General features: G+C 73.9%; 23 protein-coding genes, 1 tRNA gene and 1 pseudogene. 12 read left to right on the plus strand and 13 right to left on the minus strand.

Annotation, left to right across the window (positions count from 1 at the left end):
• Positions 1-66: 66 nt before the first annotated feature.
• The 8 genes from ACSU6Z_RS15095 to ACSU6Z_RS15130 form a co-directional block, all read right to left on the minus strand.
• Positions 67-966, minus strand: coding sequence for an RNA polymerase sigma factor SigF (locus tag ACSU6Z_RS15095; protein ID WP_358782855.1), 900 nt, complete (start codon positions 964-966; stop codon positions 67-69).
• Positions 967-1284: 318 nt separating this feature from the next.
• Positions 1285-2142: an RNA polymerase sigma factor SigF gene (locus ACSU6Z_RS15100; RefSeq protein WP_437046060.1), complete on the minus strand. Its 858-nt coding sequence runs from the start codon at positions 2140-2142 to the stop codon at positions 1285-1287.
• A 148-nt stretch (positions 2143-2290) separates the two neighbouring features.
• Complete coding sequence (locus ACSU6Z_RS15105; RefSeq protein ID WP_437046062.1) at positions 2291-2584, minus strand: Dabb family protein; 294 nt, start codon at positions 2582-2584, stop codon at positions 2291-2293.
• Complete coding sequence (locus ACSU6Z_RS15110) at positions 2584-2760, minus strand: hypothetical protein (RefSeq protein WP_437046064.1); 177 nt, start codon at positions 2758-2760, stop codon at positions 2584-2586. Before ACSU6Z_RS15110 ends, ACSU6Z_RS15105 begins: the two co-directional genes overlap by 1 nt.
• 649 nt (positions 2761-3409) lie before the next feature.
• A tRNA-Ser gene (locus ACSU6Z_RS15115) sits at positions 3410-3494 on the minus strand.
• 61 nt (positions 3495-3555) lie between these two features.
• Positions 3556-3987 (minus strand): tRNA adenosine(34) deaminase TadA, encoded by a 432-nt coding sequence (tadA, locus tag ACSU6Z_RS15120; RefSeq protein ID WP_437046066.1) that lies wholly within the window; start codon positions 3985-3987, stop codon positions 3556-3558.
• Positions 3988-4097: 110 nt separating this feature from the next.
• Complete coding sequence (locus ACSU6Z_RS15125) at positions 4098-4634, minus strand: tRNA adenosine deaminase-associated protein (protein WP_437050322.1); 537 nt, start codon at positions 4632-4634, stop codon at positions 4098-4100.
• 351 nt (positions 4635-4985) lie between these two features.
• Complete coding sequence (locus ACSU6Z_RS15130) at positions 4986-5198, minus strand: hypothetical protein (protein WP_437046068.1); 213 nt, start codon at positions 5196-5198, stop codon at positions 4986-4988.
• Between the two features lie 138 nt (positions 5199-5336).
• Between ACSU6Z_RS15130 and upp the strand changes: the two genes are divergently transcribed.
• A complete protein-coding gene (gene upp, locus ACSU6Z_RS15135) occupies positions 5337-5969 on the plus strand; it encodes a uracil phosphoribosyltransferase (protein ID WP_437046069.1) in 633 nt (210 codons plus the stop codon).
• Between the two features lie 31 nt (positions 5970-6000).
• On the opposite strand, the gene ACSU6Z_RS15140 is transcribed toward upp, so the two are convergent.
• Positions 6001-6639, minus strand: coding sequence for a LytR C-terminal domain-containing protein (locus ACSU6Z_RS15140; protein WP_437046071.1), 639 nt, complete (start codon positions 6637-6639; stop codon positions 6001-6003).
• 139 nt (positions 6640-6778) lie between these two features.
• Positions 6779-7075, minus strand: a complete 297-nt coding sequence (locus tag ACSU6Z_RS15145) for a type II toxin-antitoxin system VapB family antitoxin (protein ID WP_361027006.1) — start codon at positions 7073-7075, stop codon at positions 6779-6781.
• Between the two features lie 625 nt (positions 7076-7700).
• Between ACSU6Z_RS15145 and ACSU6Z_RS15150 the strand changes: the two genes are divergently transcribed.
• The 4 genes and pseudogenes from ACSU6Z_RS15150 (at position 7701) to ACSU6Z_RS15165 (ending at position 12096) form a co-directional block, all read left to right on the plus strand.
• Positions 7701-9845 carry a penicillin acylase family protein gene (locus tag ACSU6Z_RS15150; protein WP_437046073.1) on the plus strand — a complete coding sequence of 715 codons (2145 nt, stop codon included), beginning with the start codon at positions 7701-7703 and terminating at the stop codon, positions 9843-9845.
• A pseudogene (locus ACSU6Z_RS15155) lies at positions 9838-10469 on the plus strand (GNAT family N-acetyltransferase). Before ACSU6Z_RS15150 ends, ACSU6Z_RS15155 begins: the two are co-directional and overlap by 8 nt.
• Positions 10459-10932 carry a cupin domain-containing protein gene (locus ACSU6Z_RS15160; protein ID WP_437050324.1) on the plus strand — a complete coding sequence of 158 codons (474 nt, stop codon included), beginning with the start codon at positions 10459-10461 and terminating at the stop codon, positions 10930-10932. Before ACSU6Z_RS15155 ends, ACSU6Z_RS15160 begins: the two are co-directional and overlap by 11 nt.
• 312 nt (positions 10933-11244) lie before the next feature.
• The gene (locus ACSU6Z_RS15165) at positions 11245-12096 is read left to right on the plus strand and encodes a glycerophosphodiester phosphodiesterase (RefSeq protein ID WP_437046074.1); all 852 of its coding nucleotides are present in this window, start codon (positions 11245-11247) and stop codon (positions 12094-12096) included.
• Positions 12097-12204: 108 nt separating this feature from the next.
• Here the strand turns inward: ACSU6Z_RS15165 and ACSU6Z_RS15170 are convergent, their stop codons facing one another.
• Entirely contained in the window at positions 12205-12579 is a 375-nt protein-coding gene (locus ACSU6Z_RS15170) for a DUF6479 family protein (protein ID WP_437046076.1), read from the minus strand.
• A 431-nt stretch (positions 12580-13010) separates the two neighbouring features.
• On the opposite strand from ACSU6Z_RS15170, the gene ACSU6Z_RS15175 reads away from it, so the two are divergent.
• The 4 genes from ACSU6Z_RS15175 to ACSU6Z_RS15190 all read left to right on the plus strand — a co-directional run bounded on the left by ACSU6Z_RS15175 (position 13011) and on the right by ACSU6Z_RS15190 (position 16409).
• Positions 13011-14462 (plus strand): hemolysin family protein, encoded by a 1452-nt coding sequence (locus tag ACSU6Z_RS15175; protein ID WP_437046078.1) that lies wholly within the window; start codon positions 13011-13013, stop codon positions 14460-14462.
• Complete coding sequence (locus ACSU6Z_RS15180; RefSeq protein ID WP_437046080.1) at positions 14459-15481, plus strand: hemolysin family protein; 1023 nt, start codon at positions 14459-14461, stop codon at positions 15479-15481. Before ACSU6Z_RS15175 ends, ACSU6Z_RS15180 begins: the two co-directional genes overlap by 4 nt.
• Positions 15482-15633: 152 nt before the next feature.
• Positions 15634-15882, plus strand: coding sequence for a helix-turn-helix transcriptional regulator (locus ACSU6Z_RS15185; protein WP_437046081.1), 249 nt, complete (start codon positions 15634-15636; stop codon positions 15880-15882).
• A complete protein-coding gene (locus ACSU6Z_RS15190; RefSeq protein ID WP_437046083.1) occupies positions 15879-16409 on the plus strand; it encodes a hypothetical protein in 531 nt (176 codons plus the stop codon). The genes ACSU6Z_RS15185 and ACSU6Z_RS15190 overlap by 4 nt, the downstream gene beginning before the upstream one ends.
• Positions 16410-16681: 272 nt before the next feature.
• On the opposite strand, the gene ACSU6Z_RS15195 is transcribed toward ACSU6Z_RS15190, so the two are convergent.
• Positions 16682-17680: a MerR family transcriptional regulator gene (locus ACSU6Z_RS15195; protein WP_437046084.1), complete on the minus strand. Its 999-nt coding sequence runs from the start codon at positions 17678-17680 to the stop codon at positions 16682-16684.
• Positions 17667-18356 carry a HEAT repeat domain-containing protein gene (locus ACSU6Z_RS15200; RefSeq protein WP_437046086.1) on the minus strand — a complete coding sequence of 230 codons (690 nt, stop codon included), beginning with the start codon at positions 18354-18356 and terminating at the stop codon, positions 17667-17669. Before ACSU6Z_RS15200 ends, ACSU6Z_RS15195 begins: the two co-directional genes overlap by 14 nt.
• Positions 18357-18722: 366 nt before the next feature.
• Here ACSU6Z_RS15200 and ACSU6Z_RS15205 point away from each other — a divergent pair, with 366 nt between their 5' ends.
• From ACSU6Z_RS15205 to ACSU6Z_RS15215, 3 genes are all read left to right on the plus strand, one after another.
• Entirely contained in the window at positions 18723-19817 is a 1095-nt protein-coding gene (locus tag ACSU6Z_RS15205) for a carboxylate-amine ligase (RefSeq protein ID WP_437046088.1), read from the plus strand.
• Positions 19818-19933: 116 nt separating this feature from the next.
• The gene (locus ACSU6Z_RS15210) at positions 19934-20107 is read left to right on the plus strand and encodes a hypothetical protein (protein ID WP_437046089.1); all 174 of its coding nucleotides are present in this window, start codon (positions 19934-19936) and stop codon (positions 20105-20107) included.
• 865 nt (positions 20108-20972) lie between these two features.
• The gene (locus tag ACSU6Z_RS15215; RefSeq protein WP_437046091.1) at positions 20973-22196 is read left to right on the plus strand and encodes an FG-GAP-like repeat-containing protein; all 1224 of its coding nucleotides are present in this window, start codon (positions 20973-20975) and stop codon (positions 22194-22196) included.
• Positions 22197-22397 lie beyond the last annotated feature (201 nt).

Here is a 22397-nt window from a genome sequence, read left to right on the forward strand (position 1 = left end):
CGTCTCTCACGTGTGCTCCTGTGCCTGCTCCCGCGTCCGTCCCGAGGTCCGGGCCGTCCGTGGCCCTCAGTCGGAGATGAGCCCCTCGCGCAGCTGGGCCAGCGTGCGGGTCAGCAACCGGGAGACGTGCATCTGCGAGATGCCGACCTCCTCGCCGATCTGGGACTGGGTCATGTTGGCGAAGAAGCGCAGCATGATGATCCGCCGCTCGCGCGGCGGGAGCTTGGCCAGCAGCGGCTTGAGGGACTCGCGGTACTCCACGCCCTCCAGGGCCGTGTCCTCGTAGCCCAGCCGGTCGGCGAGCGAGCCCTCGCCGCCGTCGTCCTCCGGGGCCGGGGAGTCCAGCGAGGAGGCGGTGTAGGCGTTGCCCACCGCGAGCCCGTCGACCACGTCCTCCTCGGAGACGCCCAGCACGGCGGCGAGTTCGGCGACGGTCGGGGAGCGGTCCAGCTTCTGGGACAGCTCGTCGCTGGCCTTGGTCAGCGCCAGGCGCAGCTCCTGGAGGCGGCGCGGCACCCGCACCGACCAGGAGGTGTCGCGGAAGAACCGCTTGATCTCGCCGACCACGGTCGGCATCGCGAACGTCGGGAACTCCACGCCCCGTTCGCAGTCGAACCGGTCGATCGCCTTGATCAGGCCGATGGTGCCGACCTGGACGATGTCCTCCATCGGCTCGTTGCGGGAGCGGAAGCGGGCGGCGGCGTAGCGCACCAGCGGGAGGTTGAGCTCGATCAGGGTGTCCCGGACGTAGGCGCGCTCCGGGCTGTCCTCGTCGAGGGCGGCGAGCCGCAGGAACAGGGAGCGGGACAGGGTGCGGGTGTCGATGGCCTCCGGGGCCGGGGCGGCCGGGGCCGGCGCCTGAAGGCCCGTGACGTCGTCGATGGGGCCGAGCGCGTCGAGCGCGTCGGGCGCGGTCTCGCTCTCCGGGAGCGTGAGCACCTTCGAGCTGCCCTGGTCTGCGGACATGCCACCCCCTTTGGGTCGCGGGACGGTCGCGGCGGAACGCTCCCCCCTCGGGAACGCAGCCTTCACCTGAATACCGGAGCCGGGGCTCCGGCAAACGCGCTTCCCGCAGAATGTCACATGTCGGCAACGCGCTGTAGTGACTTGTCGACATGCAAGACCCGGATCAACCCTGGAAACACAGGGCCTGACGGGCTTTCGAAGGAAAATTGTCGGCATCCGTCCTGATGAGCGATTCGCTCGTACCGGTTACGGATCGATCGTTTCTTCGGTTTCGGTTCCTCGTTTCCGCTTCTCCGGTCCCGCGCCGGCGCCCGCCGCCTACGCGTCGATCCGGTTGGCGGACCTCAGCCGCTGGAAGCTGCGCGCCAGCAGCCGCGAGACGTGCATCTGGGAGACGCCGAGCTCCGCGCTGATCTGCGACTGGGTGAGATTGCTGTAGTAACGCAGCAACAGGATGCGCTGCTCCCGCTCCGGAAGCTGGACGAGGAGGTGGCGGACCAGGTCGCGGTGTTCGACGCCGTCCAGCGCGGGGTCCTCGTAACCGAGCCGGTCGAGCAGCCCGGGCAGCCCGTCGCCCTCCTGCGCGGCCTCCAGGGAGGTGGCGTGGTACGAGCGTCCGGCCTCGATGCAGGACAGCACCTCCTCCTCGCTGATGCGCAGCCGCTCGGCGATCTCGGCGGTCGTCGGGGAGCGCCCGAAGGCGGTGGTCAGGTCCTCGGTCGCGCTGTTGACCTGCACCCACAGCTCGTGCAGGCGGCGCGGTACGTGGACGGTGCGCACGTTGTCGCGGAAGTACCGCTTGATCTCGCCGACCACGGTCGGCATCGCGAACGTCGGGAACTGCACCCCCCGGTCCGGGTCGAAGCGGTCGATGGCGTTGATGAGACCGATGGTGCCGACCTGGACGACGTCCTCCATGGGCTCGTTGCGGGAGCGGAAGCGGGCGGCGGCGTAGCGCACCAGCGGCAGATTGGCCTCGATCAGCGCCCCGCGCACCCGGTGGTGCTCCGGCGTTCCCGGTGTCAGCTCCTTGAGCTGGGCGAAGAGCACCTGGGTCAGGGCCCGGGTGTCGGCGCCCCGGCTGCGCTGCGGCGCGGCCTGGTCGGCGGATGCTTCCTGGGACGGTGCTTGAGGCGCAGTACTGGCCGACACGGTCAACTCCACCTCGTGATCCATCAACTCATCCGTCAAAAGCGGTCATAGCATCACAAGACATGTCCAGTGTGTGCAAGCACCCCATAACACCGTGTTGAGGGGCAAATTTGGGCATAAGACACGCGGAAGCCCCCCACCGGAACGGTGGAGGGCTCGGTGCGGACGAGGCTCAGAACTCGTAGTCGGCGATCACCCAGGTGGCGAACTCTCGCCACAGCGCGACGCCCGCCTGGTGGGCCGGGTGCTCCAGGTAGCGCTTGAGGGCGTCGGCGTCGTCCACCGCCGAGTTGATCGCGAAGTCGTAGGCGATGGGCCGGTCGCTGACGTTCCAGCCGCACTCCCAGAAGCGCAGTTCCTCGATCCGGCCGCCCAGGGACCGGAACGCCTCGACCCCCTCGACGACACGCGGGTCGTCGCGCTCGACGCCCTCGTTCAGCTTGAACAGGACCAGGTGGCGGATCATCACTTTCCTCCGTTGGCGACCCAGGTCATGAAGTCGCCGATGGCCTTGGCGGCGTCGGATATGCCCTCGAACCCTATCTGGACGAAGTCGGCCGCCCGGGCCGGGTCCGTGATGATCACGTACAGCACGAAGACCACGACCACGCAGACGGCGATCTTCCTGACGGTCACCGCCACTGCGGCCTCCCCTGTGACTGACGTGCCCCGTGGGCCTCCTGGTGCCGGCGGTGAGTGTAACTTCACGTCGTCTTCGAGGACCAACGACCGAGGGGTCCCGCCCCGGCCGGCCTCCGACGGACGCGTCCGGGTGCCGTACCCGCTGCACGGGAGCCCCGGAACCCCGCCGGGCCACGGGGCCCTCCGCCGCCGCGCGCACGGTGATCGCCCGTTCCGGGGCCGCCGTGACCCGCGGCGCCTGCCGGCCCCGGGTGAACCCGCCCGCGGCGGGACGGCCGACGCGCTCTGCGGCCCGAGGCGACCCCGCACGGTGCGCCGCGCCCGCCTGCGCCGGAAGCCGGGGACCGCGGCCGGAGGGCTCGTCGGCGCGGAGTCCGCGGGCGGTGGGGCCGGAGCCGGGACGGTGTCACATGAGGGGGTGCGCCGGCTCCGCGTCCGGGAGCCGGCGCACCCCTTGCGGCGGGTGACGGGCCATCGGACGGGCCGAGCGGCCGCGTGCGCTCCTCCAAGGCCTCGCCGGGGACGGCCTCGAAGGGTTCGCCTCGTCGCCGAAGCGGCCGTGGGCGCGTTCCCCGCCGACACCGGTTCCGGGGCGGGGCCACGCAGAACACCCCCTGACCGTGTCGCCACGGTCAGGGGGTGTCGTCAGCGGTAGCGGAGGGATTTGAACCCTCGGTGACTTGCGCCACACTCGCTTTCGAGGCGAGCTCCTTCGGCCGCTCGGACACGCTACCGAGGGAGACCCTACCGCAAGGTGGCCCCCGGTTTGAAATCGGTATGCGGACCGCCCGGCCGTCAGCGGGTGCGGAAGAAATCGGTGAGGAGGGAGGCGCACTCCCCGGCGAGCACCCCCTCGATCACCTCGGGCCGGTGGTTGAGCCGCCGGTCCCGTACGACGTCCCACAGGGAGCCGGCCGCACCCGCCTTCTCGTCCCGGGCGCCGTAGACCACCCGGTCCACGCGGGACTGCACGATCGCGCCCGCGCACATCGTGCAGGGCTCCAGGGTGACGACGAGGGTGCAGCCGGCCAGCCGCCACTCGCCGAGCCGGCGGGCGGCCCGCCGGATGGCGAGGACCTCGGCGTGCGCCGTCGGATCGCCGGTGGCCTCACGCTCGTTGTGGCCGGCGGCGAGCACGGTCGTGCCGTCCGCGGACAGCACGACGGCACCGACCGGGACGTCCCCGCCCCGGGCCGCCCGCCCGGCCTCGTCCAGGGCGAGGCGCATCGCGGCCCGCCAGCGGTCGCGGACCGGGTCGGGCGGCGGGCCGCCGGTTCCCCCGGGCTCTCCGGGCTCTCCGGGTTCTTCGGGTTCTTCGGGTTCTCCGGTCGGTGCGGTCAGCGGACGGTCTCCAGCGTCTCCGAGGCGCCCAGGGCCTCGGCGATCTCGGTGAGCGCGTCCTCGGTCAGCGAACGCAGCTCCTTCTCGCTCACGCCGAGGTCCTCCAGGATCTCGGCGTCGCCGACCGGGCCGTGCGGCACGGTGGACTCGGTGACGGCGGGGGGCTCCGCCGCGTCGGCGTCGTCCTCCGGATCACCGTCCTCGGTGCCGTCGAGGTCCAGGGCGTCCAGGTCGGGGGCGCTGTCACCGGGCTCCCGGCCGAGCAGCTCGTCGGTGAGCAGAAGCTCGCCGTAGCTGCTGCGGACGGCGGCGGAGGCGTCCGAGACGTAGATGCGAGGGTCGTCCTCGCCGTCGACGCGGACGACGCCGAACCAGGCGCCCTCCTGCTCGATGAGCACCAGCACCGTGTCCTCGTCGGGAGAGGCTTCCCGGGCCAGGTCGGCCAGATCCGACAGGGTCTCCACATCGTCGAGCTCTGTGTCGCTCGCTTCCCACCCGTCTTCGGTGCGCGCGAGCAGTGCGGCGAAGTACACCGTGACTCTCCCACTGGTCATAGGCGTGCCGGTTGGGGGTCCCCCCGGCGGAGGCTGCGGGTGGGGGAGGTCGGCTCCGAGCCCCACCCACTCGGAATCGTGACAGAAACCGGGCGTTCGGGGGACGTCTTCGGCTCCCTGTGCCCGGCCGTTCCGACGGCGAGTCCGAGGGCGTCAACGGGTGCGCCCCGGCGAACCCCTCCGGGGGAGACCACCGGCGCACTCGGTGCCACCACTTGCGGATCGTACGCGGACTTCCGCGGTCGCCGTGCACCCCGTGCGGACCGGCGCCCGCGCGCCGCGCGATCTTCCCCGTCCGGCCCCGCGGAGTCCGGCCCGCGCAGGCCGGGGCTACCAGCGGAAGGTGCGCATGCGCATCGCGCGGCGCAGCCGGGCGGCCTTGGCGCGGCGCGGCTGGACGCGGGCGCGCAGCGCCCGGGCCTCGGCCAGCTCGCGCAGGAACTGGGCCCGGCGCCGCCGGCGTTCGGCATCCGTCCAGTTCTCACTGTCCGTCTCCGGCCCGCCGTCCCGGGACGGCGTGTCGTGGAATTCTCGGTCAGGCACAGTCTCACCACCCCGCGTCCGTCCCTCCCACCTTCCCCCGGACGGGCGGTTTGACGCCAGCGAGCGGGTGAGGCGCCGCCGGAGGGCCTGCCGGGTGCGGGGACGCCGGGCCCTTCACGCCCGGTTACTGTGGTGGGCATGCGTCTCCACGTCGTCGACCACCCCCTGGTCGCCCACAAGCTCACCACGCTGCGCGACCAGCGCACCGACTCCGCGACCTTCCGCCGTCTCGCCGACGAGCTGGTCACCCTGCTCGCCTACGAGGCCACGCGTGACGTGCGCACCGAGCAGGTCGACATCCAGACGCCGGTCGCCCTCACCACCGGGGTGAAGCTCTCCCACCCGCGTCCGCTGGTGGTGCCGATCCTGCGGGCCGGGCTCGGCATGCTGGACGGCATGGTCCGGCTGCTGCCGACCGCCGAGGTGGGCTTCCTCGGCATGATCCGCAACGAGGAGACGCTCCAGGCCTCCACGTACGCCACCCGGATGCCGGAGGACCTCTCCGGGCGCCAGGTGTACGTGCTGGACCCGATGCTGGCCACCGGTGGCACGCTCGTCGCCGCGATCAAGGAACTGATCCGGCGCGGCGCCGACGACGTGACCGCCGTGGTGCTGCTCGCCGCCCCCGAGGGCGTCGCGACCATGGAGCGCGACCTGGCCGGCACGCCGGTGACGGTGGTGACGGCCTCGGTCGACGAGCGTCTCGACGACAACGGCTACATCGTGCCGGGCCTGGGGGACGCGGGCGACCGGATGTACGGGTCCGTCTGACAGCGCTTCCCGGCACGGCCGGGGCGGCTGCTCAGCAGTCCCGCTCCTCCTTGGCGGGCTCCTGCCGGGCCCGGGCCAGTGCGGCCAGCGCCCGGTCGGCGTCCGCCTCCGGCGTCAGCCGCTCGAAGGCGTCCCCGATGATCAGGTCGAGGGCGGCTCCGCCGCGGCCGGCGTCGGTGCGGCGCTCGGCTGCGGGGAGCTGGGCGGCGAGCACCGGCAGCGAGGTCTCCAGGGAGGAGGCGGGCCCCAGCAGGACGCCGGCGCCCTTGACCTTCTTGTCGTACTCCTGGGGCGCGTTGCCCACCTCGCCGATGCGGAAGCCGCGCTTCTTCAGCTCGTCCGCGGTCTTCTTGGCGAGGCCGCCGCGGGTCGTCGCGTTGAGCACGTTGACGGTGATCCGGCCCGGTTCGGGCGGCGCCGCGGCGCGGGGCGGGGAACTCGCCCGGGGCGAGCAGGTGGTCTTGGCGCCGGCCGCCGAGGCGGGGTTCCCGCCGCCGGTGAAGACGTCGATGAGCTGCATCGTGCCCCAGCCGAGCAGGCCGAGGGCGACGGCGCAGGCGGTGACGAGGAGGGCGAGCCTGCCGCGCCGCCGGGGGGGCCGCATCCGCGGGTACTTGTCCCCTGTGATCCGGTACGGGCCGCCCATGCCGGGGGGAGTCAGCATGCTCATGGCCGCAGCGTAATGCGCCGGGGCGGCCGTGCCTACCGGATGATCATTTGATGCGCCCGGTCAGGGGGAATCCAACCCGGAAGGGTCAATCCGGGCGCCCCGAGGGTCCACCCGGCCCGGGCGGCCCGGGCGGACCCGGTCAGTCGAGTTCGAGGACTCTCGCGTGCAGCACCTGCCGCTGCTGGAGCGCCGCGCGGACGGCGCGGTGGAGGCCGTCCTCCAGGTACAGGTCGCCCTGCCACTTCACGACGTGCGCGAAGAGGTCGCCGTAGAAGGTCGAGTCCTCGGCGAGGAGGGTCTCCAGGTCGAGCTGCTGCTTGGTGGTCACGAGCTGATCGAGGCGGACCGGGCGCGGCGCGACGTCCGCCCACTGCCGGGTGTTTTCCCGGCCGTGGTCGGGGTACGGCCGGCCGTTTCCGATGCGCTTGAAGATCACACGGAAAGCCTACCGGCCCAGACGTTCCGGGCGCAGCCGAGGCGACGCGGCGCGACGCCGAAAAAGACGCCATAAACAGGGCGAAGCGGGAGCAGGCGGCTGGCGCGAGTGGCCGGGAACCGGCGCTGGGGCCTGCTCCGTTCCGGCCGCCCGGTCCCCGGGGCGCGCCGGCTCCGAGCCGCCTGCGCGGTGTCCTCGACGGTGCCGCCGGGCCTCGCGGCCCGCGCCCGGCCGCCGGCACACCCTCCGTACGGGGCGAATTCCGGACCGGCTCCGGACCGAAGGCGGCCGGCCGCCGGGGCCGGGGCTGGGTCGGCAGGTCACGCAGGCCGCGCAGGCCCGTCGGTGTCGCCGGACCGCGGCCGGGTCCGCATGACCGGGGGGACGCCGGTGGCGGGGAGCGGGCCGCCACAGGCCGGGTGCGGCCGCCGGTGGCCGGCCTCGGCGCCCCGGGCGCCGGTCGCCGGGCGCCGCGAGCGCGGAGTCCCTCGCGCGCGGCGGCCCGGGGTCGCGCCTTCCCCGCCCCGCCCCCGCCCCGGGGCCCCCTGTCCGTCACGTACGATTCCGCCACCGGTTCGAGTTACGAATTAGGCAAGGCTAACCTAAAGGGAATTAGGAGCACAGGGTGGGCGCCGAGACATTCCGCGATGCCTGGGGCATCCCGCACCTGCGCGCCGGGAGCGCGCGCGAGCTCGCCCGTGTCCAGGGCCGCGTCACCGCCCGCGACCGGGCCTGGCAGCTGGAGGTCGAGCGCCACCGCGCGCAGGGCACCTCCGCCTCCCTCCTCGGCGCCGGGTCCCTGTCCTGGGACCGGTTCGCCCGCCGCGCCCGCCTCGCCGACACCGCCCGCCGCTGCTTCGCCGCCCTGGCGGAGAAGGACCCGGAGACCGCCGACTGGGTGCGGGCCTACGTCGACGGCGTGAACGACGGCCTGGCGGAAGGGGCCGCTGCCTCGGGGGAGTTCGCGCGCACCGGCCCCTCCCCCGAGCCCCCGGCTTCGCGCGAGCGGGGAGGCACCCCCGTCGGCCGCTGGGAGCCCTGGACGCCGCTCGCCGTCTGGCTGTCCACCCACATCCTCTTCGCCGGCTTCCCGGCCAAGCTCTGGCGCGAGCAGGTCGCCGAACACCTCGGCGCCGACGCCGTCGCCCTGTTCGCCACCGACGGCCCCGGCACCGCGGGCAGCAACGGCTGGCTGGTCGCCGGGGAGCGCACCGTCACCGGGCAGGCCGTCATCGCCGGCGACCCGCACCGCTTCATCGAGGACCCCGGCGTCTACCAGCAGATCCACCTGTCCTGCCCCGAGTTCGACGTGGTCGGCCTCGCCGTGCCCGGCGTCCCCGGCATCGCCCACTTCGGCCACACCGGCACCGTCGCCTGGGCCATCACCAACGCCATGGCCGACTACCAGGACCTGTACCGGGAACGGCTGCGCCGCACCGGCGCCGGCGTCGAGGCCCTCGGCCCCGACGGGGTCTGGCACCGCGCCGCCCGCCACACCGAGACCATCGAGGTCGCCGGGGAGGAGCCGGCCGAGGTGGAGGTGATCGAGACCGACCGGGGGCCGGTGATCATCGGCGGCCCCGAAGGGCTCGACGGCGGCATCCTGCCGGACCCGTCCGGCACGCCCGTCGCCATCAGCCTGCGCCACCCGCCCCGCGTCACCTCCGACCTGGGCTTCGGCGCCCTGCTGCCGCTGCTGCGGGCCCGCCGGGTCGCCGACGTGGACCGCGCGCTGGACGCGTGGGCCGAGCCGGTCAACGTGGTGCAGGCCGCCGACACCGAGGGCGGGCTGCTGCACCGGGTCGCGGGCCGGGTGCCGGTGCGCGCCGCCGCCAACGGCCTGCGGGTGGTGCCCGCGTGGGAACCCGGCCACGAGTGGAGGGGGTGGCACGACGCGCCCCGCGGCGGGCTGACCGACGGCGTCGCGGTGATGGCCAACCAGCGCGGCCTCGCCGCCCCCCTCGGCGTCGAGTTCGCCCCGCCGCACCGCGCCGACCGCATCACCGCGCTGCTCGCGGGCCGGGAGCGCTGGTCGGCCGACGACATGCCCGCGATCCACACCGACACCCGTCTCGCCTCCGCCGCCCCCCTCCTGGACCGCCTCGCCGCACTCGACGGCCTGACCCCCCGGGCCGCCGCCCTCCGCGACCGCCTCCTGCGCTGGGACCGGCACATGGACGCCGCCAGCGCCGACGCGGCGGCCTACGCGGCGGTGCGCAGCGCGGTCGTACGCCGTCTCGCCGCCCACCCGGCCTTCGCCGCGCTGACCGCCCCGCCCGCCTACCCGGAGGTCTTCCAGCCCTGGCTGGCCCTGCTCCCGCGCATCGGCTACGCCCTGGAACACCTCCTGCGCGCGCCCGAGCTGTACGGCGTCGACCGCGCGGCCGAGGCCCGCGCGGCCCTGGAGGAGGTGGCCGCGGGGGATCCGCCGCCCGCCACCTGGGGCGACGCCCACCGCCTCGCCCCCTGGCGGGCGCTCGCCGACGTGACGTACGACGAACCCGGCCTGTCCGGCGACCACGACTGCGTGCTGTGCACCTCCGCCGTGCCGGGCGTCACCGACCGCGCCGCCCGCGGCCCGGCCGCCCGCTACGTCTGGGACCTGGCCCGCCGCGAGGACAGCCGCTGGGTGGTCCCCTTCGGCGCCTCGGGCGTCCCCGGCTCGCCCCACCACCGCGACCAGCTGCCCCTGTGGCTGCGGGGCGACCTCGTCCCCGTGATCACCGATTTCGCCCGACTGCGCAAGGAGACCGAGGAGACCGATGTCTGACCTGCCCGACCCGTACGCCTCCCGCACACCCGTCCACGAACAGGAGGTCGAGGGCTTCGGCACCTTCCGCGTCCTGCCGCTCGACGCCGAGCGCGACGCCGACGTCCTGCACCGCTGGGTGAGCGAGGAGAGGGCCTCCTTCTGGGGCATGAACGGCCTGACCCGCGACCAGGTCGCCGGGATCTACGCCCACATGGACACGCTCGACACCCACCACGCCCACCTGCTGGTGAAGGACGGCGAACCGGCCGCGCTGCTGCAGACCTACGAGCCGGACGCCGACCGCGTCGGCGAGTGCTACGAGGTACGCCCCGGCGACATCGGCGTCCACCTGCTGCTCGCCCCCGCCGGTCCGGACGGCGCGCGCCCCGGCTGGACCGGCGCCCTGATGGCCGTGGTCACGGCGTACGCCTTCCGGACCCTGGACCGCACGCGCATCGTGATCGACCCGGACGTCCGCAACGACAAGGCGATCGCCCGCTTCGTCAAGCAGGGCTTCACCGCGGGCCCGGTGGTCGTCCTGCCCGAGATCGACCTGCCCGACGTGTACCTGCCGGAGAAGCGGGCCCAGCTGGCCTTCCTCGACCGGGGGTAGCCTTCCCCGGTGACCTCGGTGACCCCTGAGGACCTCGTCGCGCGCTACGGGCTGGAGCCGCTCCCGCGCGAGGGCGGCCTGTTCCGCCGCACCTGGGCCGGGCCGGACCGCCCCGACGGGCGCCCGGAGGGCACGGCGATCGTCGTCCTCCTCACCGGCGGCGACTTCTCCGCCCTGCACCGCCTGCCCATCGACGAGGTCTGGCACTTCTACCTCGGCGACCCGCTGGAGCTGCTGCTCCTCGCACCCGACGGATCGTCCCGGACGGCCGTCCTCGGGCCGGACGTCCTGTCCGGCCAGCACCCGCAGCTGACCGTCCCCGCCCGCACCTGGACGGGCGGGCGGGTCGCGCCGGGCGGCGCCTGGACGTTCTTCGGCTGCACGATGGCCCCCGGCTTCACCCCCGAGGACTACGAGCACGGCGACGCGGCCGACCTCACGGCACGCTATCCGGCACGGGCCGCGCGCATCGCCGCCCTGTGCCGCCCCTGAGCCCGTCCGCCGTCCGCCGCCCGCCCGCCTGTCGTCCGCCCGCCGGTTCCCCCGCCTCGGCCTGATCGGCCGCGAGGGCCCGGCGGGGGCGCGGCCGGGGGGACGTTCGCGCCGTGCGCCTCCGCGTGCGGGCCCGCCGGGCGGAAGGGGCGGGATTGCGGGGAACCGCCCCTTCGGGCCCGGATGGCCGTTTCCCCCGTCCGCTCCACTGGCTGATATGTGCGCCGCCAGACCGCGGCAGGTTTCCCGTAACCACCGTTCGGCAGCCTCAAGGGTGTCATCGGGGGTGTCATCGGATTCCGGGAGGCTGCAGTGAAGCATGTGGGCAAGAGGCGCGCCGGTGTCGTCGTGGCCGTGCTGAGCGGACTGGCCCTGGCGGTGACCTCGACGGCCGCGCACGCCGCCGGGGATCCGGACGTCATCGCGCACCGCGGGTCCTCGGGCATGGCGCCGGAGAACACCGCGGCTGCCGTCGACCTCGCCGTCGACCAGCGGGCCGACTTCGTGGAGATCGACGTACAGCGCACGAAGGACGGGAAACTGGTCAACTTCCACGACTGCACCATGGAGCGGACCACCGACGTCGAGGAGGTGTACCCGGGCCGCGCCAGTTACCGCGTCTCCGACTTCACCTGGGCGGAGCTGCGCAGACTGGACGCCGGTTCGTGGTTCCACGAGGACTACGCCGGCGAACCGCTGATGACCGTCGACGACGTCGTGGCGCGCGTCGGGAACACCCGCACCGGGCTGCTGGCGGAGATCAGCCCGTGCGGCCACTACGTGGGCATCGCGACCGACTTCGCGAAGAACCTGCTGGGCAAGCCGCGCTACGTGCAGCGCGCCCTGGCCCGGGGGCGGCTCGCCGTCCAGTCCTTCCAGGAGGACGACGCCCGGGAGTTCCACGCGCTGCTGCCCGACGTCCCGATCGGCTTCCTGGACGCCACCCGTCCCACCGAGGAGGAGCTCGTCCGGCTGAGCACGTGGGCGGACCAGGTGAACCCGCAGTACACGGTGACCGACCAGGCCCTGGTCGACCGCGTGCACGAGCTGGGCATGGACGTCAACGTGTGGACGGTCGACGAGCCCGGCGCGATGCGCAGGATGGCCGGCCTGGGCGTCGACGGCATCATCACCGACTTCCCCCAGTCCCTCACCCAGCGCTGACGGAACCCGCCTCCGGGTGATCGTCCCGGAGATGTTCCCGGGCGGTCGGGAGCGGCCCCGCCGGGCAGGGCGGGGCCGCTCCACCGCGCGCGGCCGGACGCCGGGAGGTCACAGCCCCGGTGGCAGTCCGCCGCTGTTGAAGGATCCGCTGGAGCCCGGCAGCCAGCGGCGCCGCCGCTGGTCCTTTCCGCGCCGGGTGCCGGCCGGATGGAGCTGGTACGGCATGAGCCGTCCGCTCCCGTCCACCACCAGAGGCACCTCGTCCGGTTCCCGCATCTCCCGTTCCTCGCCCACGGGACCGGTCAGGGGGACTCTGGGCTGCTCTTCCGGACGGGGGCGCTCCAGCTCCTGCTCCATGACCCGCATGCCGACGCGCACCGCCCAGATCAGCGCGCCGGCGATCACCAGCCCGCCGATGAAGGCCGCGGTCATGTTGAGCGTGTGCTGGGCGGAAGCCGCCAGTCCGTATATGACCGTACTCATGTTCTGATTATTACCTCGAAATCACCGAGAAGCTCCCTAAATGTCCGAATAAATGTGCGGGATGTCGGACGTGCTGATCTCGGCGCTCGGTGTCGAGGGCTGCGTGAGCGGGTCCGGCCGACGGGGAGTGCCGGGTCCGCGGGGTACGTCGACCGCTCCCCGAGGGTCCGGGCCGGGAGCGGCGCGCGGGCGCGCCAAGGCGCGTTTGGGGGGTGCGCCCGCGGGGGAACAACCGCCCCGACCCGACCGTTTTTACGGACAGGGGCATCACTTTGCCTGTCCTTTACCATAGGTTTTCCGCCCATCGATCCCGTTAAGGAGTCCCGTTCCGCAATGGAGCCTCCCAGTACCGGCCGTGCCACACCCCGCACACGGCCCACGTGCCTCACATGGCTCACGTCGCCCGTCTGTGAGGAAACGGGGGTGGCACGGTGACCGAGGTCCTGCTGCTCCTGCTGGCCCTCCTGCTCACCCTGGCCTGTGCCGTGTTCGTCGCGGCCGAGTTCTCGCTGACCACCGTCGAGCGCGGTGACCTGGAGCGTGCCGCCGAGGCCGGCGAGCGCGGCGCCGAGGGCGCCCTGAGAGCCGTACGCCGTCTGACCGTCCAGCTCTCCGGCGCCCAGCTCGGCATCACCGTCACCTCCCTGGTCATCGGCATGCTCGCCGAGCCCGCGCTCGCCGTGCTGCTGCGCGGCCCGCTGACGGCGATCGGCCTGGGCGGCGCCGCGTCGTCGGTGGCGACCGTGCTGGGCGTGGCCGTCTCCACCGTCGTCCTGATGGTCGTCGGCGAGCTGGTGCCCAAGAACTGGGCGATCTCCCGGCCGCTGGCGGTCGCCAAGGTGGTGGCCGGCCCGCAGCGCGGCTTCACGGCCGCGTTCGGCCCGTTCATCACCCATCTGAACAACACCGCGAACCGGGCCGTGCGCCGCTTCGGCCTGGAGCCCGCCGAGGAACTGGCCTCGGCCCGCACCCCCGAGGAGCTGGCCGCCCTCGTCCGCCACTCGGCCGCCGAGGGCGCCCTGGAGGCCGACTCCGCCGAGCTGTTCGTCCGCACCCTGCACCTGGGCGAGCTGACCGCGGAGAACGTCATGACCCCGCGCGTGGACGTCAAGGCCCTGGAGGCGCACGCCACCGCCGCGGACGCGGCGAACCTCACGCACGCCACCGGCCTGTCCCGCTTCCCGGTCTACCGGGACAGCCTGGACGAGGTCATCGGCACCGTCCACATCCGCGACGTCCTCGCGCTGCCCCCGCACCGCCGGGCGGACACCCCCGTCACCGAGCTGGCCACCGCGCCCCTGCTGGTGCCCGACAGCCTGCCCGCCGACCGGCTCCTGGAACGGATGCGCGCGAGCCGCACGATGGCCGTCGTCATCGACGAGTACGGCGGTACGGCCGGCGTGGCCACGGTCGAGGACATCGTCGAGGAGGTCGTCGGCGAGGTGCGCGACGAGCACGACCCCGTCGAGGCCCCGGACCTGCTGCCCGCCCCCGCGGGCGCGGACGGCCGCGCGGTGTGGGAGGCGGACGGCTCGGTCCGTCTCGACCGGCTCGCCGACATCGGCCTGACCGCGCCGGAGGGGCCGTACGAGACGGTGGCCGGCCTCGTCGCCACCCGCCTGGCCCGCATCCCCGCCAAGGGGGACGCGATCGAGCTGGACGGCTGGCGGCTGGACGTCCTCGACGTCGAGCACCACCGCGCCGACCGCGTCCGCATCACCGCCCCCGCGAAGGACGGCCCCGCGGCGGACGATTCCGTGGCGGACGGCCCCGTGACCGACCGGACGGCCGACCCGGCGACCGGCCATGTGACCGACCGGGTGATCGGCCAGGGAGCCGCTGTCCGGGCCGGCTCCACCGAGCGGGCGGAGGCGGCCCGATGACCGCGCTGCAGCTCCTCGTCGGCGCCCTGACGCTGCTGACGAACGCGTTCTTCGTGGGTGGCGAGTTCGCCCTGATCTCCGTGCGCCGCAGCCAGATCGAGCCCCGCGCGCAGGCGGGCGACAAGCGGGCCCGGATGACCCTGTGGGGCCTGGAGCACCTCTCGGCGCTGATGGCCACCGCGCAGCTGGGCATCACCGTCTCCTCGCTGGTGCTCGGCGCGGTCGCCGAACCGGCCATCGCGCACCTGCTGGAACCGGTGTTCGACGCGGTCCACATGCCGCACGCCCTCGTGCACCCCCTCGCGTTCGCGATCGCGCTGACGCTGGCGACGTACCTGCACATGCTGATCGGCGAGATGATCCCGAAGAACATCGCGCTGGCCGCCCCGGCCGCCACCGCGCTGCTGCTCGGCCCGCCGCTGGTCGCCCTGACCCGGGCCCTGAAGCCGGTCGTCTTCGGTATCAACGCCTTCGCCAACGCGCTGCTGAGGCTGCTGCGCGTGGAGCCGAAGGACGAGGTGGAGGCGGTCTTCACCGACGACCAGCTGGCGCGCATGGTCGTCGACGCCAGCGAGGCCGGCCTCCTCTCGCCCGCCGACGGCGAACGCCTGCGCGACGCACTGGAACTGGGCACCCGCCCGGTCGGCGAGATCCTGGTGCCGGTGCACCGGATGCACACCGTCGACCACACCATCACCCCGGCCCGGCTGGAACGCCTGGCCGCCGAGGCGGGCTACTCCCGCTTCCCGGTGACCGGTCCCGAGGGCACCCTGCTCGGCTACCTCCACATCAAGGACACCCTCGGCGCCACCGACCGCGACCGCCCCTTCCCGCGCAGCGCCCTGCACCCCGTCACCCACGTCCGCATCGACACCCCGCTCGACGACACCCTCACCGCGCTGCGGGGCATGGACAGCCACCTGGCCGCGGTGACCGGCGAGACGGGCACGGTGCTCGGTTTCGTGACGATGGAGGACGTCCTGACGGAACTGGTGGGCCCGGCGCCCGCGACGGTCTGACCCGGCATCCGACGCCACCGCCCGACGGGATCTCCCCGCCGGGCGGTGGCGTCGGGCATACGGGGCGCACCGGGCGGCACGGCCGCGGAACGTCACCCGGCGATCACGCGAAACTCTTGCAGTGATGCTCTGGAATGTAGTACTTCTTATACATGAGTGAGCAGGTACACAACAGGCTCGCGGTGGTCCGCGCCGAGCGGAAGGTGTCGCGTCAGAGCCTGGCCGAGGCGGTGGGCGCGCACTACCAGACCATCGGCTACATCGAGCGGGGGCAGTACAACCCGAGCCTCGAGCTGGCATTGAAGATCGCGAAGCACTTCGGGCTGCCGGTGGAAGCGCTGTTCTCCCTCGAACCGTTCCGGCCGCTCACGGACGAGGTCTACGGGAGGAAGAAGCCATGACGACGACGCGGATGACCCGGTACGACCGGGCCATGGTGCGGTTGCTGAACGACCGCAGGAGCAAGCCGATGTACGCCACGGCCGCGCGCCGGCGCCTCGTCGTGGCCCTGCACGCCGTCCTCACCGTGGTCATCGGTTCGCTGCTGGCCCTCTTCACCCTCGCCGGGGCGCGACCGCTGTGGCCCGCCGTCCTGGCGTTCGTCCTGCTGCTGCCCTGGACGGTCGCGACGGGAGTGATCAACGGCGCCACCCGCGGCCTGCTGGAGCTGCGCGCCCGTGCCCTGGACGAGCGGCAGCTGACCGAACGCAGCCGGGTCCTGGCCGTCGCGCACCGGGCGATGACCGTTCTGCTGGCCGCCGCCGTGGCCGGCCTGCTGATCGCGGGCGCGGCCGGTGGCGGGACCCCCGAGACGGCCGTGGTGCCCGTCCTCGCCGCCGTCCTCGTCGCCCATTGGCTGATGCCGCTGTGGGTGGCCGGCCTCCGCGCCCAGGACGAGCCGGCCGACGACGAGGCGATCGGAGCCTAGGGACTGCCGTTCGCCCGGCGGCAGGGAACACACCCCGACCGCCGCTCCCACCCTGGCCGGGCGGGGTCCACGCGCTGTCCGGGGCCGCCCGGGAGCCCGCCGCGGGCCTCGGCACCCTCCTGCGGGACGAGCCGACCCGCGCGACGCCGGGAGCCGGGCGGTGCCGCGTGCACCGGGCTCCGGCGCCCCGCCGGGGCGGCCTCCCCCCGGTCCGCCGTCCCGGGTACGGGACCCCTCCGTCCGCAGGCCGTGGGGCGTCCGGGGAGGGCCCGTCACCTCGCGTCGCGGAGCCGGAGAAGGTAGGCGGCGGTCAGCGCGACAGCGCGGTCCCCGTCGTGCGACAGCTCCGTGAGGGCACGTGAGGCCGTCGGCCCCGGAACGTCCGCCAGTGCCTGGGCCAGACGTCCGCGCGCGGGCGCCTCGGTGGCGTCGTGGGCGAGGCGGTCGACGATCCCGGCCGCGATCCGGTCGGCCGTCGCGGTGTCGCTCGCCAGCTTGCCCAGTGCGTCGGCCGCATCGGTGTCGTTCCTTCCCGCCACGATCATGTCGATGAGCGTCGGGACCGCTTCGGTCACTCCCCGGACCCCGGCGACCAGGGCCGCGTACCGGCGGACCCCGGCGTCGGGATCCGCCAGAGCGTCCCGGAGGCGCGCGGTCACCTCGTCACCGGACATCACGGCGAGGGCCTGAACGGCACGCCTGCGCACCGCGGCCACCGGTGAGCCGAGGCCCTCCGCCAGCAGCGCCGGGCCGCCGTCGCCCGATCGTGCCAGCGCCCACCGCAGGGCGCCGGCGACGTTCGGATCCGTCTCGCTCAGCGCCGCCTCGACCAGGGCCTCCGCCGGCACCCCGCCGGCCGAGGAGAGGGCCGCGCGCTGGCGGACGTCGGCGCTCGGCGACCTCAGGGCCCGCAGGAGCGCGACGACCCGGAGGACGTCCTGCCAGCCGGCGGGTTCCGCGGCGTCGATCCGGCGCAACCGCGTGAGCAGCTCGGTCTCGGCCGCGATGCGTTCGCGGGTCCGGCGGACGAGGTCGCCGACGAGCACCGCGGGCAGGAAACCGGGGTCGTCGAGCGCGCGCCCGATCTCATGCAGCGACAGCCCCAGCGACCGCAGGCTCTCGATGTGGAAGATCCTGCGGATGTCCTCCTCGGAGTACTCCCGGTAGCCGGAGCCCGTACGGCCCGAAGGCCGGACCAGGCCGAGCGACTCGTAGTGCCTGAGCATCCGGGCACTGACCCCGGACCGCCGCGCCACCTCACCGATCAGCACGGTTCCCCTCGTCCGTCCCGGGCGCCCCGGCGAGGGCCACGACGCGCTTGGCCTCCTCAATCACCGACTCGAATCCGGCGTCCGGGTCGCGCAGCAACCGTTGCGTGGCGAGCGCGTGCACACGCACGAGCGGATCGGGGGCCGTCGCCGCGGCACGCAACGCCGGCACGATCACTTCGCCCAGCGCGACCAGTGCCCGGCTGAGGCTCAGCCGTGTCCTCGGCCCACCGCGCCCGAGCCGGGATGCCAGCACCCCGGCCAGAGCGGACTCCTCGCCTTCCGGAACGAGCACGACCGCGGCCCGCCAGGCGCTCCTCGCCACCTCGTCGTCGGCGTCGCACAACAGGGCCCGCGTGATCGCCGGCCATGCCCGCCGGTCCCCGATCTTGGACAGTGTGTGCAGCGCCTGGCTGCGTGCCTGCGCACGTTCCGAGCGGGTCTCGCGCAGCAGCCCGGGGAGCGTCAGGGACACCGGGTGACGGACGAGCGCCCAGGTCAGCATGTCACGGACGAAGAACTCGGGCTCGATCGCGCACCGCTCGACGAGCTTGTCGACGAAGCGCGGATCGGGCGCCGTACCGGCCGCCAGAGCGGCCCGCAGCCGCACCGGCGAACGGCTGTCCTCCAGCCCCCGGAGCACTCGCACCGCATCCGTCTCCTGTCCCGTCGTGGTCATCCGGACCACCTCCTCGAGCAGCAGTGAAGACCTTGTCACCATGTCAAGGTCAAGACACCCGGCGCGCGCCGGCCGCGCGGCTGCACGTCTTCCGCGCCCGTCCCGGCTTCACCGTCCGACGTCCGACGTCCTCCGCCCCCGGCACCACGATCGCCGCGGCCGTCCTCGCCGGCCGGGATCCCCCTGCGCACGGGCCCGTCCGCTCCCGGCGCGGACGGGCCGGTTCCGGGCGGTGCCAGGTTTGAGTCGTCGCGCTCGCGGGGCACTTCACCTGGGCACCCCCGGGCAGCCGTGTGCCGTGATCGAGCGGCACGGGACTGCCGGGAACCCCGCCCGACGGCGTGTGACGGGAACGAGGGATCGGCGATGGTGACAGTCGGGGTCGAGGAGGAGTACCTGCTGGCCGACCCGGTCACGGGTCAGCTGGCCGCAAGGGCGGAGAAGGTGCGCGCCGCGGCCGGCGTGCGGCCCTTCGTCACCGCACGGGAGATTCAGCCCGAACTGCTGCAGGCACAGGTCGAGGTGGCCACACCGGTGTGCCACACGCTGGAGGAGGTCGGCGGCCACCTGCTGCGGCTGCGGCACGCGGTCGCCGGTGCCGCGGAGGAGCACGGCTGCCGGATCATGCCGAGCGGCACCCCGGTCGCCCGGGTGGTCACGCCCGTCCCCGTCACCGAGCAGAGCCGGTACAGGGCCATGCAGCGGCAGGCGCCGCAGCTCGTGGCGGAGCAGCTGGTCAACGGCATGCACGTGCACGTGGGGGTGGCCGACCGGTCCCTGCGCGTCGAGGCGCTGAACCGGCTCCGCGTCTGGCTGCCGACGCTGACCGCCATGTCCGCCAACTCCCCGCTCTGGGAGGGCCAGGACACGGGCTTCGCCAGCTGGCGCACCATCGTCTTCGGCCGCTGGCCGGTCAGCGGGATCCCGCCGTACTTCGCCGGCGAGGCGGACTACGACAGGCGCGTCCGGACGCTGCTGTCCACCGGGGTGATCAACGACACCGGCCAGCTGTACTGGCAGGCCCGCCTCTCCGAGCGCTATCCCACGGTCGAGGTGCGCTGCCTGGACGTCCAGCTGCGTACGGACGAGGCGGTGATGTTCGCCGGGCTCGTGCGGGGCGTCGTCGCCACGGCGGTGGCGGAGGCCGAGGCGGGCAGGCCCTTCGAGGACCCGTCGCCGGAGCTGACGCGTGCGGCGATGTGGCAGGCGGCACGCCACGGGCTCGGCGGAGACCTGATCGACCCCTCCGGGCGGCGCGTGCGCGCCCGTGACATGGTCCGCCGCCTGCTGGATCACGTCGCGCCGTCCCTGGAGGCGGCCGGTGACACCCGCCAAGTGACCGCGCTGGTCCACCGGCTGCTGTGGGAGGGCACCGGCGCGGACCGGCAGCGCCGGGCGCTGGCCGCGGGGGGCCCGGGCGCGGTCACCGACATGATCTTCGAAGCCGGGAGCATGCCGTGAAGCCGACGGAAGCCGCATATCCGGACGTACGTGCCCGATAGGCGGGAGGGGCACCGGGTACCCGGCGGGTGCCGCCGTACGGGCGGACGACCGGATCACCCGTGAAGGAGTCGACGATGTCGGACCAGAGCAACCGGGACATGAGCCATCCGCTGGAACAGGTGACCGGCGAACGCGACGTCCCCCCGGAGCAGGACCGCGACCGGCGGGCGAACGAGGAGGGCGAGAACCGCGGCCGTACGGAGCCGTCGTCCGAGGAGCACGAGGAGCGAACCGGGGAGACCCCGTGACCGCTTGACCGTCGGGCGGAGCACCGCCGGCCCGGGAGGGCCCGACGGCGTCCCGTCCGGGCAGCGCCGCGACCACGTCGGACTCGACCGGCCGATGAACGCCCGGTCGGCGGCGGGCGCCTGCGGTCCGCACCGCGAGCGGGCGAGGCAGGACTCCGTGCGGCTCGTCCTCGGCCACGCCTTCGCCGAGGAGGCCGTCCTGTGGCCCGTGCTGCGGCGCGTCGCCCCGGACGGCGAGGCCCTCGCCGTCCGGGTCAAGGAGGAGCGCCAGGCCGTCGTCCTCCTGCTCGCCCCGGGGCGAGCAGGAGGACGACGGCGCTCGGCGCCGGGCGCGGATCGAGGAGGCGTTCGCGCTGGTGCGGCAGGACATCCGGGCGAGGAGGACGCACTCCCGCCCCGCCTGCGCGACGCACCGGACGACCGGCGGCTGCACCGCCTCGGAGCCGCCTGGAAGGTTGTGCGCCGCACGTCCCCACCCACCCGCACCCGGCCGTCCTCCGCCGGCCGCCCGGCAACGCCGTCGCGGTGGGCGCTGAGCGCCTTCGACCGGCTGCGCGACCTGATGCCGGTGGGGAGCCGGTGGGGGCGCCGCGTGGGAGCGGCCCTCGGCGCGCTGCTCGCCGAGGGCCGCCGTCGGCCTTGTCCGGCGTGCGGCCCGCCGTATGTCAGGGGCCGCGGATTCCCGAAGGCCCGAAGATCCGGGACGACCCGGCATCCCGCGGGGGCTCACGTTCCGTGAGCCGTCGTCGCGATCGGACCACCGCACGCGGGAGCGCCCTGTGCGGCGGAGCGACCACACCGACGGGATACTGTTCCCGCCACGGCGCGTTGAGTATTTCTCCGCGCCGCTTCAGGGAGGGAAGACATGCGTACACCCCTGCTTCGGCGTCTGGCCACGCTGGCCACGGCGCTGGGGCTCACCTCGCTCGGGCTCCTCGGCGCGGGCGCGTCACCCGCGCAGGCGGCGATCGGTGACTGCCCGAAGGGCTACTTCTGCGCCTGGAAGACATACGACGGCACGGGCACCATGTTCAAGACGAACACCGCCAAGGCGACGCTCGGCAGCTGGGACAACACGTTCCGGGCGGTCGTGAACCGCACGTCCCAGTTCGCCTGCCTGTACGACGACCCGAACTACGGTCCGTCCTCCGGCGGCGTCGCCGTGTGGAGTCCCGATCCCGCGGGCACCGAGTGGGGCAACGGGGGCGGCGCCGTCAGCTCGATGAAGTTCGTCCGCACCGAACGGGAGTGCGCCTTCGCGGCCTACCCGCAGTGGCACGCTGCGACCGCGCCCCAGGCGGCGGGCTTCGGGGACATGAACGGCGACCGCAAGGCCGACGTCCTGGTCCGGGACAAGGCGGGCCATCTGTGGTTCCTGCGCGGGGACAACACCGGGAAGCTGGTGGGCACGGGCGGCTGGAACGCCATGAACGCCCTGGTCCGGCACGGTGACTTCAGCGGTGACGGCCGCGAGGACCTCGTCGCCCGCGAGGCGTCCACCGGCAGGCTGTGGCTCTACCCCGGCACCGGCACCGGTTCCCTGGGCACCCGCAAGCTGATCGGCACGGGCGGCTGGAACGGCATGTCCAGGATCACCGGCGTCGGCGACCTGTCCGGCGACGGCCGCTCCGACCTGGTCGCGGTCGAGAAGTCCACGGGCAGGCTGTGGCTCTACCCGGGCACCTCCGCCGGCACCCTCGGCTCGCGCAAGCTGATCGGCACGGGCGGCTGGAACGCGATGAACGCGCTCGTCGGGACGGGCGACGCGAACGGCGACGGCCGTCCTGACGTTCACGCCCGCGAGGCGTCCACCGGCAGGCTGTGGTTCTACCCGGGCCGCACCGGCGCCCTCGGCAGCCGCGTCCTGGCCGGCACGGGCGGCTGGAACGTCATGGACGCCCTCCTGGGCCTGGGCGACGTCACCGGCGACGGCCGGACCGACCTCGTCGCCACCGCCACCGGCGGTTACAGCAGCGAGGAGTGCCGGGGCGTCGGTTGCCAGCTCGTGTACGCGGGCCGTGGCACCGGCGCGCTGGAGCGGGGGGTCGTGACGAGCACCGACTGGGGGGGTCTGAACGGCGCCTTCTGAGACGGGGAAGGAACCCCGCCGCGGGGCGGGGCCCGAAGGAGGTCCGCCGCCGGCACGGCGACCGTGCCGTCGGCGGACCCCTCCCGCTTCGGCGTCGGAGCAGGCGCTCGAACCCGTTCCGGCCGCCGGTGCCGATCGGCACCCGGCCGCCGTGCGCACCGGCCCCCGTGGAGGCGTACCGTCACGGCTCCCCGGCGCAGC

This window comes from Streptomyces sp. enrichment culture, assembly GCF_964273145.1.
Lineage (GTDB): Bacteria > Actinomycetota > Actinomycetes > Streptomycetales > Streptomycetaceae > Streptomyces.

What these genes read in the sequence shown, in the direction of transcription:
- ACSU6Z_RS15215 (WP_437046091.1), top strand. Translation starts at nt 20,973, where the DNA reads ATGCGTACACCCCTGCTTCGGCGTCTGGCCACGCTGGCCACGGCGCTG.
- ACSU6Z_RS15185 (WP_437046081.1), top strand. Translation starts at nt 15,634, where the DNA reads ATGAGTGAGCAGGTACACAACAGGCTCGCGGTGGTCCGCGCCGAGCGG.
- tadA (WP_437046066.1), bottom strand. Translation starts at nt 3,987, where the DNA reads ATGCGCCTCGCCCTGGACGAGGCCGGGCGGGCGGCCCGGGGCGGGGAC.
- ACSU6Z_RS15140 (WP_437046071.1), bottom strand. Translation starts at nt 6,639, where the DNA reads ATGAGCATGCTGACTCCCCCCGGCATGGGCGGCCCGTACCGGATCACA.
- ACSU6Z_RS15095 (WP_358782855.1), bottom strand. Translation starts at nt 966, where the DNA reads ATGTCCGCAGACCAGGGCAGCTCGAAGGTGCTCACGCTCCCGGAGAGC.
- ACSU6Z_RS15210 (WP_437046089.1), top strand. Translation starts at nt 19,934, where the DNA reads ATGTCGGACCAGAGCAACCGGGACATGAGCCATCCGCTGGAACAGGTG.
- ACSU6Z_RS15105 (WP_437046062.1), bottom strand. Translation starts at nt 2,584, where the DNA reads ATGATCCGCCACCTGGTCCTGTTCAAGCTGAACGAGGGCGTCGAGCGC.
- ACSU6Z_RS15190 (WP_437046083.1), top strand. Translation starts at nt 15,879, where the DNA reads ATGACGACGACGCGGATGACCCGGTACGACCGGGCCATGGTGCGGTTG.
- ACSU6Z_RS15170 (WP_437046076.1), bottom strand. Translation starts at nt 12,579, where the DNA reads ATGAGTACGGTCATATACGGACTGGCGGCTTCCGCCCAGCACACGCTC.
- ACSU6Z_RS15100 (WP_437046060.1), bottom strand. Translation starts at nt 2,142, where the DNA reads ATGGATCACGAGGTGGAGTTGACCGTGTCGGCCAGTACTGCGCCTCAA.
- ACSU6Z_RS15180 (WP_437046080.1), top strand. Translation starts at nt 14,459, where the DNA reads ATGACCGCGCTGCAGCTCCTCGTCGGCGCCCTGACGCTGCTGACGAAC.
- upp (WP_437046069.1), top strand. Translation starts at nt 5,337, where the DNA reads ATGCGTCTCCACGTCGTCGACCACCCCCTGGTCGCCCACAAGCTCACC.
- ACSU6Z_RS15205 (WP_437046088.1), top strand. Translation starts at nt 18,723, where the DNA reads ATGGTGACAGTCGGGGTCGAGGAGGAGTACCTGCTGGCCGACCCGGTC.
- ACSU6Z_RS15200 (WP_437046086.1), bottom strand. Translation starts at nt 18,356, where the DNA reads ATGACCACGACGGGACAGGAGACGGATGCGGTGCGAGTGCTCCGGGGG.